The organism is Azospirillaceae bacterium (genome assembly GCA_028283825.1).
GTDB lineage: Bacteria > Pseudomonadota > Alphaproteobacteria > Azospirillales > Azospirillaceae > Nitrospirillum.
The window spans coordinates 489,014-501,720 of record JAPWJW010000005.1 but is presented as its reverse complement, the minus strand read 5'-3'; the positions used below and the strand labels follow the sequence as shown (position 1 = coordinate 501,720).

General features: G+C 67.3%; 6 protein-coding genes. All 6 read right to left on the bottom strand.

Features of this window, described 5'->3' with window-relative positions; genetic code table 11:
* Positions 1-3 precede the first annotated feature (3 nt).
* Complete coding sequence (locus tag PW843_28790; GenBank protein MDE1150565.1) at positions 4-2,310, bottom strand: GH92 family glycosyl hydrolase; 2,307 nt, start codon at positions 2,308-2,310, stop codon at positions 4-6.
* Positions 2,311-2,464: 154 nt separating this feature from the next.
* Positions 2,465-3,901, bottom strand: a complete 1,437-nt coding sequence (locus PW843_28785; GenBank protein ID MDE1150564.1) for a glycoside hydrolase family 125 protein — start codon at positions 3,899-3,901, stop codon at positions 2,465-2,467.
* A gap of 8 nt (positions 3,902-3,909) precedes the next feature.
* Positions 3,910-6,522, bottom strand: a complete 2,613-nt coding sequence (locus PW843_28780; protein ID MDE1150563.1) for a glycoside hydrolase family 3 C-terminal domain-containing protein — start codon at positions 6,520-6,522, stop codon at positions 3,910-3,912.
* On the bottom strand, positions 6,519-9,158 hold the full coding sequence (locus PW843_28775; protein MDE1150562.1) for a glycoside hydrolase family 2 protein: 2,640 nt from the start codon (positions 9,156-9,158) through the stop codon (positions 6,519-6,521). The genes PW843_28780 and PW843_28775 overlap by 4 nt, the downstream gene beginning before the upstream one ends.
* 32 nt (positions 9,159-9,190) lie before the next feature.
* Positions 9,191-11,491 (bottom strand): family 20 glycosylhydrolase, encoded by a 2,301-nt coding sequence (locus PW843_28770; protein ID MDE1150561.1) that lies wholly within the window; start codon positions 11,489-11,491, stop codon positions 9,191-9,193.
* A gap of 116 nt (positions 11,492-11,607) precedes the next feature.
* Entirely contained in the window at positions 11,608-12,675 is a 1,068-nt protein-coding gene (locus tag PW843_28765; GenBank protein MDE1150560.1) for a glycosyl hydrolase family 18 protein, read from the bottom strand.
* Positions 12,676-12,707 lie beyond the last annotated feature (32 nt).

Below are 12,707 nucleotides of genomic sequence, written 5' to 3'. Positions count from 1 at the left end.
TCCTCAGACAATGGGCTGGAACGACGGCGGCCGGTCGGCCGGGTCGGCACCGAAGTGCGGGTTGGGCGTCGAGCCCATCTTGAACACCAGATGGCCGCCCTTGGCCACGTCGGCGTGGCTGATCCAGCTTTTGCCATGCGGCTTGCCGTTCCAGGTGACGGATTGGATATAGGGCGCGTCCGGCCCGTTGCCCGGCGCCTCGATCACCAGTTGGCGCCCCGCCCCCACGGCCAATTCCACCTTGCGGAACAGGGGGGAACCGAAGACGTAGATGGGCGTCACCGGATCGACGGCGTACAGGCCCATGGCACTCATCAGGTACCAGGCGCTCATCTGGCCGCAATCCTCATTGCCAGCCAGCCCGTCGGGCTTGTCCTGGTGCATGGTCTTCAGCAGCATGCGCACCCGCGCCTGGGTCTTATGATGAGCACCGGTGTAGGCGTAGAGGTAGGCCACGTGGTGGCTGGGCTCATTGCCGTGGGCGTACTGGCCCACCAGGCCAGCGATGTCCGGCGGCGCGTCGGCCGGCATCTCCGAACTGGTGGTGAACAGCTCATCCAGCTTGGCCTCGAACCGGTCCGGCCCGCCGAACAGGCCCATATAGCCATAGACGTCGTGCTGGTTCAGGAAGGTGGCTTCCCAGGAATTGGTTTCGGTGTAGTCGCGCCACTTTTTCATGTGGCCCATGGCGCGGGGGTCGAACGGCTCGATCCATTTGCCGGCGCTGTCGCGGGCACGCACGAAATTGACGCCCCCGTCGAAGACGTTGCGGTAGTTGCGGGAGCGTTCGGCCAGCGCCTTGGCCTCATCCTTGGCGCCCAGGCCGGCCGCCAAGTGGGCCAGCGCCCAGTCGTCGTAGGCGTATTCCAGCGTCTTGCTGACCGCCTCGTCCACCGTGTCGCTGGGGATGTAGCCCTTGGCCCGGTATTCACCCATGCCCAGGCTTTCGTCCTGGAAGGCGCGCTTGTGGAAGGCGGGCCAGGCGGCCTTGTAGTCGATGCCGGTGAAGCCCTTGGCCTGCGCCTCCGCCAACACCACGGCCGAGTGCCAGCCGATCATGCAGCCCGTCTCCCGCCCCTGCAGCGGCCAGACCGGTGGGCCGGCAGGGCTTTCCACCGCCATGCGTACCAGGGCGTCCACCAGGTCGGGCACGCGGTCGGCCTGCGCCAGGGTGAACAGGGGATGCAGGGCGCGGTAGGTGTCCCACAGCGAATAGGTCGTGTAGGTCTTGCGGCCGGCCGGCATCTGGTGCACGGCGTCGTCCATGCCGCGATAACGCCCATCCACGTCGCTGAACAGGGTGGGCGCCACCAGGGCGTGGTACAGGGCGGAATAGAAAATGCGCCGGTCGGTGTCGCTGTCGGCCTCAATGCGGATGCGGGACAGCTCCGCCTGCCAGGCGTCACGCGCAGCCCCGCGCACCCGGTCGAAATCGAAGTCCGGGATGTCGGAATCCAGGTTGCGCAACGCGCCGTCGATGTCCACCGCCGACACGCCCACCTTGACCAGCAGCGGGGCGGTGCTGGCGTCCGGGAAATGCAGCGCGCACTTCAGGTTGGTGCCGGCGACGCCGTCACCGGTCACCGGCTTGTCATCCGAATAAAGCTCCGCCTTGGCGAAGGGGCGCGACAGCTTCAGCGCGAAATAGATGTGGCGGCCGTCGGCCCACTGGAACACCCGGCGCCCGCCGACCAGCGTGTCGTTGCCCACCAGCTTCAGGGTGGCATCCTTCACCCGGGTGGTCACGCCGTGCTTGTCCTGCATGCCGTGGTGGAAATCGATCAGCAGGTGGGCGCCGTCCTTCCCCGCCGGGAAGTGATAGCGGTGCAGGCCGGCACGGGCGGCGGCGGTCAATTCCGCCTCGATCCCGCTGTCCTTCAGCAGCACGCGGTAATAACCGGGGGTGGCGTGCTCATCAGCATGGTCATAGCGGGCGCGGTAGCCGCCCTCGGGATGGTCCAGGTCGCCGGGCGTCAGCAGCACGGGGCCCACCGCCGGCACCACCAGCACATCCAGCAAATCGCCCACGCCGGTGCCACTGAGATGGGTGTGGGAGAAACCCATGATCGTGCCATCGTCCTGGTGATAGCCCGAGCAAGAGTCCCAACGCTCGTTGTCGGTGTCGGGGCTCAATTGCACCATGCCGAACGGGACGGTGGCGCCAGGAAAGGTGTGGCCGTGGCCGCCGGTGCCGATGAAGGGATCGACCCAGCGGGTCAGATCTTCATTGCCGCCCGCCCAAGCAGGACGTCCCGCCATCAAAGCCAGACCAGCGGCGGTCCCGCCCAACAGTTCACGACGCGTCAACATGTGTATGTCCTTTCCCAATTCCCTCAGGCGGCGGGCGCCGCCATCCGGCGGCTTGCCTCATCCTCGATTTCCGGTCCGCCTACGGCTCCCCGTAAATCTCCGGCGGCCCCCGCCTACAGCCGCATGAATGCGGCTGGTTTTCCCGTATGTCGCCTTACGGCAGCGGCGACCGCAACAGCGCCGGCTTGCGCGCCAAAAGGTCGATGATCAGTTCCCCGAACAGGGTGTTGGCCCAGGCGAACCAGGGCCGGGTGAAATGCGCCGGGTCGTCCTGGTCGAAGGCCTCATGCATGAAGCCGGTGCCGGCGTGGGTGGTCTTCAGCCAGGACAGGCACTGGCGGATCTCCGCGTCATCATCGCTGGTCAGGGCCCGCACGATGATGGACATGGGCCAGATCATGCGCAGCCCCTCATGCGGGCCGCCGATACCCTGCCCCGCAGCACCCTGGAAGAAATAGGGGTTGGCGTCGCTCCACACCCGCGCGCGGGTGCGGCGATACAGCGGGTCATCCGCCGCGCAAGCGCCCAGGTAGGGCAGGCCCAGCAGGCTGGGCACGTTGGCGTCGTCCATGAACAGGCGGTTGCCGTAGCCGTCGACCTCATAGGCCCAGGTCTCATCGCCATCGGCATGCGTCATGCGGCCATGGGTGCGCAAGGCGCCCTCAACCTCATCGGCCAGGGCCAGCGCATCGCGGGCCACATCCTCTTCACCACCCACGGCCCGCCAAAGCGGCGCCAACTGGCGCAGGGCGGTCACGGCGAACAGGTTGCCGGGGATGTTGAAGGGGTAAAGGCAGGCATCGTCCGACGGGCGGAACATGCCATGGATCAGGCCCACCTTGCGCGTTGGCGCGCCATAGCCGTCCAGCGTCAGGCTTTCGGTCGGCACCTCGGACTTGCGCTGGAAACGATAGGGCCCGGGCCCATCCTTGCGTTGTTGCGCCCGGAAGGTGGCGACCACCAGGCGCATGGCGGCCCGCCATTCCTCATCGAACGGCGCCAGGTCAAGCGTCGCCCGCCAGTAACCGTGGGCCAGGCGGATGGGATAACACAGGCTGTCGACCTCCCACTTCCGTTCCGCCACGCCGGGCTTCATCTCCGTCAGGTCGCCGGCGGCCCATTTGGTGGGGGTGGTGCCCTTGGGGTCGGGCTGGAAGGCGTTGGCGTAGGGGTCGATCAGGATGCACCGCGCCTGGCGGTGGATCAGTCCCTGGAACACCTGGCGCAGGATGGCGTCATCCTTGGCCAGCGGCAGATAGGGCCAGACCTGGGCCGAACTGTCGCGCAGCCACAGGCATTCGATGTCACCGGTGATGACGAAGCTGTCGGCCTTGCCGTCCAGCCGCCCCAGTTCCACCGTGGTGTCCAGGGTGTTGGGGAAGCAGTTCTCGAACAGCCAGGCCAGTTCCGGATCCGCCACCTTGGCCTTCACCTGGGCCAACAGGCGTTCCACCGCCGGGCTGGACACCTTGCGCTGCGCTGGCGGCGGCCGGCGGCTGGGCCGGGCACCAGCGAGGACACGGGTCGGCAGGGCGCCGGCCAGCGCCAGGGCGGCACCGCCCAGGAAGACCTCACGGCGGCTGGTCGGCATCACCTTCCTCATTTCGGCAGCGCCTGGCGGCTATGGATTTCCAGCGTCTTGTCCACGCCGGCGGCGTAGTCGGGCTGGCCGCCGCCGACAAACACCTGATAGCGCCCCTCCTCCACCGCGCGGTTGCCGGCGGCGTCCACGCCGCTGAGGTCGCGCGGATCGACCTGGAAGGTCACCTGTCGGCTTTCCCCGGCCTCCAGATGCACCCGCTGGAAACCCGCCAGGGCGCGGCGCGGCGCCAGGGGGCCGGCTGGTGGCGTCAGGTACAGTTGCGCCACCTCATCACCCGCCTTATCCCCCACGTTGCGCACGGTGGCGGTGACGGTCAGCGGCTGGCCGGCATCCAGGTTGGCGGTGGACAGGGCCAGGCCGTCATAGGCGAAGCGGGTGTAGCTGAGGCCGAAACCGAAGGGGTACAGCGGCGCGCCCTCGAAATAGCGATAGGTGCGGCCGGTCATGGCGTAATCGACGAAGGCCGGCAGGTCGCGGACGCTGCGGTAGAAGGTGACCGGCAGGCGGCCCGACGGGTTGTTGACGCCGAACAGCGTCTCCGCGATCGCCCGCCCACCGCGTTCCCCCGGATACCAGGCGGCCAGGATGGCGTCGGCATGCTCCTGCGCCCAGTTCAGGGCCACGGCACTGCCCGACATCAGCACCACCACCAACGGCCTGCCGGTGGCGGCCACGGCCTCCAGCAACTGTTGCTGGGTCTGGGGCAAGCCCAGGTCGGTGCGATCACCGCCGTCGAAACCGGGCACGACGATGCCCAACTCCTCCCCCTCCACATCGGGGGACAGGCCGACGAAGGCGACGATGGCGCCAGCCTTGCGGGCCACGGCCACCGCTTCGTCCCGCTGGGCGTCGGCGGGGGCCTGCCACATCAGGCGGATGCCCTGGTCCTGGCCACCGTGCACCATCTCCAGCCGGATGCGGTGGGGTGATTTGCCGTCCACATGCAGGGGCACGGTCAGGTCGGCGTCCTTGCCGGTGCCGGGATCGTCCAGCACCAGGCGCCCATCCACGTACAGGCGCACGGCGTCATGGCCCAGGCAGTCGAAACAGCGGTCGAAGCGCAGCGCGAGGCTGTAGTCGCCCGCCCCCGGCGGCACCAGCAGGCCGGTCCAGCGCACGGCGTACTTGTGGGCGTCCATGCCCGGCGCCGGCGGCACCTTGTCCCAATCGAAATCGACGGTGCGGTCGGTGCGGGTCAGCTTCGGTTCCCCGCTGAAGTCCAGATTGTCAAAATAATCGCCGGTCAGGCCGGGTTCGGCACCGGACCCGGCCCCTGTGCGCAGCGCCGTTTCCGGCACCAGCACAGGCACGCCCTCCGCCAGCGCGGAGCCCTGGGCGTAGCTGATCAGGCCGATGCCCGGCGCCATGCGCAGCGCCGCCAGGGGCGTGAATGCCTGGACGGCGGTGCCATGGTAGTTGGCCTCCAGCACGTTCAGCGCGTCGGCGTTGGGGCCGATGACCGCTAGGCCGGTGCCGGGCGCCAGCGGCAACAGGTTGTTGCGGTTCTTCAGCAGCACGATGGATTTGCGCGCCGCCTCCAGCGCCAGGGCGCGGGCGGCGGGATCGTCGATGCGCTCGTTCCCGATGTCGGCGTAGGGGTCGTTGGCGGTGAAGGCGCCCATGCGGGCCCGCGCGGCGATCACCCGACGGGCCGCCTGGTCCACCGCCCCTTCGCTGACCAGGTGCTGCGCCACCGCATTGCCCAGATCGGCGTAGGCGTAGCGACCGCCGCCACCGCAGTTCAAATCCGTGCCCGCCTGCACCGCCGCGGCGGCGGAGGCGGCATTATCGGCGCGGTAATGGTGGAAACGGGTCATGTCGTCCACCGCGTCGCAGTCGGACACGACGTAACCCTTGAAGCCCCAATCCCGGCGCAGCCTGCCATTCAGCAGGTCGCCATCGGCGCAGACCGGCGTGCCGTGCAGCGCGTTGTAGGAACACATGACGCTGCCCACCTGCCCCGCCGTCACCGCCAGGCGGAAGGCCGGGGTGTAGGTGGCCTCAAGGTCATAGGGCGACACATCGACGTCAAAGGAATGGCGCCCGGCCTCCGGCCCGCTGTGCACGACGAAATGCTTGGCGGTGGCGATGGCCTTGGGATGGGCGGGGTCGGGACCCTGGATGCCCTGGATGAAGGCCACGCCCATGTGGCCCGTCAGGTACGGATCCTCGCCATAGGTTTCCTGCCCCCGGCCCCAGCGCGGGTCGCGGAAGATGTTGATGTTGGGCGACCAAATGCTGAGGCCCATGTAGCGGTCGTGGTCCGCCTTGGGACCCGCCGCGTTGAACTTGGCCCGCGCCTCGGTGGAGATGGTGTCACCCACCCGGTGCAGCAGGTCGGTATCCCAGGTGGCGGCCAGGCCGATGGCCTGGGGGAACACGGTGGCATAGCCGGCACGGGCGACACCGTGCAGCCCCTCGTTCCACCATTCATAGGCGGGCCAGTTCAGGCGGGGGATAGCGGGGGCGGCACTTTGCACCTGTCCCACCTTTTCGGCCAAGGTCATGTGGTTGACCAGGGCGTCGGCATCGGCGGTGGGGGTGTTTTGCGCGAAGGCCGCCACCGGCAGCAGCGACAGAACCGTCGTCAGAAGCAATCGCAGCTTCATTCCATGCTTTCCTTGGTGGCGCCCGCGAGCGAGCGCACGGTCAACGCCTTTTGCAGGGCGTTGATATCGGCCTTGGACCGCACCGTCAGCGTGACGCTTTGCCCCGGCAGCAGGTCGAAGGCGTTATCCGACAGGGTGGCGTCGATGTCGCCGAAATCCACCCACACCTCACGCGCCAGGCGCTGGGCCGTCACCGTCAGGGCGTAACCATCGGCGGCCGGCTTCACCTCCGCCGCCAGGACGGGGTCCGGCAGGGCTAGGGCGATGGTGTCGTTGAAATAGACCAGCGTCCGCGACACCGGCTGGCCGTCCACCAGCAGTTCCACCGATGCCACGGTGCGCTTCGGGTCCGCCCCCTTCAACAGGGCCGCGTCGTCGAAAGTGCCCACGTCGGTGCTGGCCAGCGGCACCAGGGTGACGGGGGTCGTCTTCTCCTGCCGCACGGTACCGTCCATGTCCAGGACCCGCAGGCGCCATTGCGCCGGGGTGGGGTTGGTCAGATCCGACACCAGCCGCACCTCCGTCTTGCCGTTGTGGCGCAGGGCCGACGCCAGCAGGGGCGCGTAGAAGCGGCGGGCGTGGAACTGCAGCGCCTTCCACCGGCCGAAATAATCGATGCTGGACCAGGAGGCCCCGGGCCAGACGTCGTTCAACTGCCAGTACAGCGACCCCATGCTGTGCGGCCGGGACGCGCGCAGATGGCTGGCCGCCAGCTCTATCCCCTCCGCCTGCATCACCTGGCTGAGATAGATGAAGGAGGCGAAGTCCTTGGGCTCGCCATAATATTTACGGATGTAGAACAGCAGGCGGTCATTGCCGTTGCCGTTCGCGAACTTCTGGTGCGCCCGCATCACCGGGGAATTGGGGCTTTCCATGTCCTGCGGATCGGCGAAGGCCTTGACCGTCGCCATGACCGGGAAGGATTGCAGGCCGTATTCCGACTGGAAGCGCGGCGTGGTGTCCAGATAATCCTCCAGCGGGGCGGAACCGGACCACACCTTCCAGTAATGCTTGTCGCCGTCGTCCATCTGGTCGGCGGGGCCGTCGAAATCCGTGCTGGGTGTGCTGGCCCAATAAGGCACGCCATCGCCGTACTTGGTCACCACGTTGCGCAGCACGTCGCCGAACAGCACGGTCATGCCGGTGACGATGCGCTCACGCTCCGCCGGCGGAATGCTGTCCTTGAAGGTCTGGCGGTCGGGCCAGGATTCCCAGCCGGTCTGCACCTCATTATTGCCGCACCACAGCACGATGCTGGGGTGGTCGCGCAGGCGCTTCACCTGCTCCACCGCCTCTTGCCGGCTGTTCTCGCGGAACGCGACGTCATAAGGGGTGATGGCGCCGCCGAACATGAAGTCCTGCCACACCATCAGGCCCATCTCGTCCGCCATGTCGTAGAAGGCGTCGCTCTGGTAGTGGCCGCCGCCCCACATGCGCAGCATGTTCATGTTGGCATCGCGGGCGGATTGCAGCATGGCGCGCACGCTTTCCACCGGCACGCGGCTGGGGAAGGCATCAAACGGGATCAGGTTGGCGCCCTTGGCGAACACCGGGATGCCGTTGACCACGAATTCGAAGCTTTTGCCCCATTGGTCCGGCGTGCGGCGCAGTTCCACGTTGCGCAAGCCCGTGCGGCGCTCCACCTTCGCCACCACATCGTTGCCGTCGGCCACCGTGGCGTGAAAGGTGTAAAGGTCCGGTGCGCCATAGCCCACCGGGTACCACAGGCGCGGATGCTCGATCCGGATGGGCAGGCTGACATGGTTGGCGCCGGCGTCCACCGCAACCGTGCGCGTCACCGCCGGCAGGTCCGTGCCGCCCGGCGTGGTGGGCGTCACCGTCACCTGCAGGGTGCCGGCGCGGTCGGCCTGGATGTCGAACTCCGCCGTCACCTCCGCCGCGTCCGCCGTCACCTTCCGCTGCGCGACGTGGAAGTCGTCCAGCCGCGGGCCGTCCCAGGCCTCCAGCCGCACCGGCTGCCAGATGCCCAGGGTGACGTAGCGGGGACCCCAATCCCAGCCGTACTGGTAGTTGGCCTTGCGCACATAGTTGGAAGTCTGCTTGCCCGCCGGCTCATCACCGAAGGCGCTGTCGAACTCACCCGGCAGGGCGTAGGGCTGCTTCAGCAGCCAGGGCTGAAGCTTGGCGATGGGCGAATGCAGCGCCACCGTCAGGGTGTTGGCGCCCTTGTGCAGCAGCGCCTTCACCGGCACCCGCCACTGGCGGAACATGTTGTCGGCCGACACCAGCCGGGTGCCGTTCAGCGCCACGTCGGCGAAGGTGTCCAGGCCGTCGAACACCAGGTCGACATGGCCGCGCTTCAGCGTCGCCTCATCCACCTGGATGTCGGTGCGGTATTCCCAATCCGACAGGCCGATCCATTGCAGGCCCGCCTCCGCATCGCGGCGGAAGGGGTCGCCGATGCGGCCCAGGGCCAGCAGGTCGGTCTGCACCGTGCCCGGCACCTTGGCCGCCCGCCACGACGTTTCCCCGCCATGGGCCTTGGCCGCCGGGTCCTTGGGATCCAGGCGGAAGGTCCAGCCCTGGTCCAGGGTGCGGACGGTGGGCTCTGCCGCCAGGACGGGCGCGGTCAGGGCCAGTACCAATGCCAGGGACGTGAGGGGCAAGCGGGTCATGGGTGTTTTCCTCCGGTTTGGCATCAGCTTACTCAATGACCTAGTCCCAAGCCGACACTTCCGATGGCATACAGCGGCCCGGTGATGGGGGCGGTGTACATCAGGCAGATGTCATGCTCCCCACTCGCCGCCGGCAGCGCCGCCGTCAGCGGGAATTGCAAGGGTGCTGTCTTGGGCGAGGGCAGGGGCACGGTGGCGGCCACCGGGCCGTCGCAGCTGTCCAGCCGCACCACCAGTTCGCCGTTGGGCGTGGTGGCCGGATGGCTGCGCACCTTCGCCGCGTCATGCGCCAGGCCGTAGTTGCGGGCCAGGCGGGCGGCCCGCACCGTCAGGGACGTCACGCCGTCCATCCGCGCCTTGGGATAGACCCAGCAGGCGTCGAACAGGTTGACGTTGTAGACCGGCGCCGTCTTGTCCGCATCCGCCCGCAGCGGGATGCGTAGGCCCATCTCCCCCTGCGGGCAGGCGATAAGCTCCCCGCTCTGGCGGGTGCGCAGGGCGTCGGGCGTCAGGTCATAGGTGCGGGGGGCTGCCAGCGGCAGGCCGGCGTCGCTGAACACCGCCGCCTGGATGGTGGCCGGCAGGGGCAAGCTCAGCGGCATCTCATAGCGGGGCGAGGCGGTGGTGGGTGCGCTGCCGTCGGTGGTGTAGCGGATGGTGCCGAAATTGGCCTGGTTGGACAGGGTCAGGGTGGCGGATCCTGCGGCAAGCGCGGCGTTGGCCCCGTCTTCAATATGGAAGTCCACGGCGAAGGCGCTGTCGGCCGCCTCCACGCCCAACTGGCGATAACGCGCCATCTGGGCCGGCAGCCGTGTCAGGAAACCTATCCAGTCCCGCTTGTCCTTGGGCGACCACAGGCCTTCCGCCAGGGCGTCGATGCGGGGAAAGGCGGCATGGGTCACGTGCCACGGCGTCATCATGTATTCGGTGAACAGGTTGCCCTGGGCACCCAGCACGTGGTGTGCCTGGGCGGCATCCACCCCCACCGGCATGGCGTCGTAGGCGTAGATGTCGGCCAGGCTGACGATGGCCAGGCGGCCCGATGGCTCATCATTCCGGCGGCTTTGCAGGCTGTCCAGGTACAGGGTGGGGGCCGGCGACAGGATGACGTCATGGTCCAGGCGGGCGGCGTCCACCGCCCCCTTGGTGCCGCGCCACGACATGATGGTGGCGGTGGAGGGGATGCCGCCCTCCAGGATCTCATCCCAGCCGATCATGCGGCGGCCATGGTCGGCGAGGTAACGGCCCACGCGCTCGATGAACCAGGATTGCAGCGCGTTCTCATCCTTCAGGCCCAACTCGCGCATGCGCGCCTGCACCTTGGGCGACTGCTTCCATTCATCCTTCAGCGCCTCATCCCCACCGACATGGATGTAGGTGGACGGGAACAGGGCCATCACCTCATCCAGCACGGTCTGGATGAAGGTGAAGTTGGCCTCATTCACATTGTAGAGATAAGGGTTCACGCCCCAGTCCACCGCCACCTTGGGCCGGGCGCCGGTGACGCCGATCTTGGGGTATGAGGCCATGACCGCCTGGGCGTGGCCGGGCATGTCGATTTCCGGCACGACAGTGATGTGCCGGGCGGCGGCATAGGCCACCAGGTCGCGGATCTGATCCTGGGTGTAGAAACCGCCGTAACGTTCCGGTACCGGCTTGCCATCCGCCGCAGGCGGCGTGCGCCAGGCGCCGATGCGCGTCAGGTCGGGGTAATGCTTGATCTCCAGGCGCCAGCCCTGGTCGTCGCTCAGATGCAGGTGCAGGCGGTTCAGCTTGTGCGCCGCCATCTCATCGACCAGGGCCTTGACGCTGTCCATGGGCTGGAAGTGGCGGGCCACGTCCAGCATCATGCCGCGCCAGGGGAAACGCGGCCAATCGCGGATCTGCTGCACCGGTACGGTAACGTCCCCCTGCCCGCCTTCTGGCGTCAGCAGCTGGGCCACCGTCATGGCGCCGTAATAAAGACCAGCCTCATCCCGTGCCGTGACGCGGATGCCACTGGGCGCCACGTCCAGCACATAGCCCTCGGCCTCATCCACCGGTGCATCCGGCGCCAGCGCCAGGGTGACGGCGGCATCGCCCTGCCCTTCACGCACACTCAGGGACACGCCCCGCACCCGTTGCACAAAGTCAACCAGTTGCGACGCCGCAAACCGGGCCTGGGCATCGCCCGCCGGCACGGTGATGATAGCGCCTGCAGGCAAGGTAAAGCTACCTTGTCCAATCTGCATCTCCGCCGGCAAGGGAATGGGGCCCACCGTTGGAAGCGACGCGGCCAGGGCGGTGCTTCCCATCAAGGCCGCCAATCCGATCACCGCCAACGCGGTTTTCATTCCCAATCCCATCACCCTGCCGTCCTTCATTATTCAACTTCCCGGCGGCCCCTTCCCCGGTGTTCAAGAGACGGGGCCTACGGCGGCATGGGGCCCCCTCATGCCGCCGCCCTTCTTTAACGCTGCGCCTTGGGCAACTCGTCCCAGACCTTGGGGTCTTCCGAACCCAGTACCCAGGAGCAGAAGCCTTCCAGGCCGTATTCCTTCACCACGGCGTAACGGTCGTGGAAGGCGCGGGCGTCGGGCATGGACACCCATTCCCGCATCTGGTCGCGGTAGAAGTAATAGAAGGACTCATGTTCCACCGGGTCCCACTGCACCTTGGCATCGTACTGCTTGGCCAGAGGGAAGGATTCATCGGCGTCGAAATAGGCGCCGGCGATGTTGGACGCCTCCGTCCCGTCGGCACGGACCGGGTTGTCGGTGTACCAGCGGTAACCGTAGAGGGCGATGCCCAGCGACAGCTTTTCCTTAGGGACGAACTGCAGCGCGTACTTCAGGTGTTCCATCACCCAGGGCATGCCGCCCACCGGACCCGGCACGGTCCAGCGGGTATGCTGGTCGTAGGTCATCAGGCAGAACAGGTCGACCGCGTCGGCCAGGGCCTTGTAATCGAAGGCGCCGCGCCAGTATTCCCACATCCACTTCGAAAACGGCCCCTTGCCGGCATGGCCCGGCGCGTTGGGCACCACGGCAATGGACAGCTTCAGGCCGGCGGCGTGCAGGGCATCGGCCGTCTGCTTGGTGATCAGGGTGAAGGCATCGCGGTCGGTCCAGGCGATGTTCTCAAAATCGAACTGATAGCCGATCAGGCCGTGTTCCTTGGCCTGCTGGATCAGCGACGCGATCATGGCCTTCTTGGCCGTCTCATTCATCATCAGCTCGTGGAACTTGTCCTTGTTCACGGGCGAGAGGATGGGCATGACCGGCACCTTGTTCTGGTGCGCCAGCTTCAGCACATAGGGGTTGGGCGCGCCGGACACCAGGCCGTTCTGGTCCACGCCGTACCAGGTGGGCACCAGCAGGTCGATCTTGTCGACGTGTTCTTCGAACGAGTTGATCGATTTCTGGGTTTCCATCATATAGAACAACGCGGTAGGCGCCTTGGCCTCGGCCGCGAAGCTGCCCAGCGTGGCCGTCAGCGCGGTCACCGCGACGGCCAGGGTTCCCAACAGGCTCTTCATGCTTTCTCCTTCCGGGGGTGACCTTGGCGTCA

Bases quoted from the DNA above. Each gene is read 5' to 3' on its own strand.
- PW843_28765 (MDE1150560.1), bottom strand. From the start codon at position 12,675: ATGAAGAGCCTGTTGGGAACCCTGGCCGTCGCGGTGACCGCGCTGACG.
- PW843_28790 (MDE1150565.1), bottom strand. From the start codon at position 2,310: ATGTTGACGCGTCGTGAACTGTTGGGCGGGACCGCCGCTGGTCTGGCT.
- PW843_28775 (MDE1150562.1), bottom strand. From the start codon at position 9,158: ATGACCCGCTTGCCCCTCACGTCCCTGGCATTGGTACTGGCCCTGACC.
- PW843_28780 (MDE1150563.1), bottom strand. From the start codon at position 6,522: ATGAAGCTGCGATTGCTTCTGACGACGGTTCTGTCGCTGCTGCCGGTG.
- PW843_28785 (MDE1150564.1), bottom strand. From the start codon at position 3,901: ATGCCGACCAGCCGCCGTGAGGTCTTCCTGGGCGGTGCCGCCCTGGCG.
- PW843_28770 (MDE1150561.1), bottom strand. From the start codon at position 11,491: ATGAAAACCGCGTTGGCGGTGATCGGATTGGCGGCCTTGATGGGAAGC.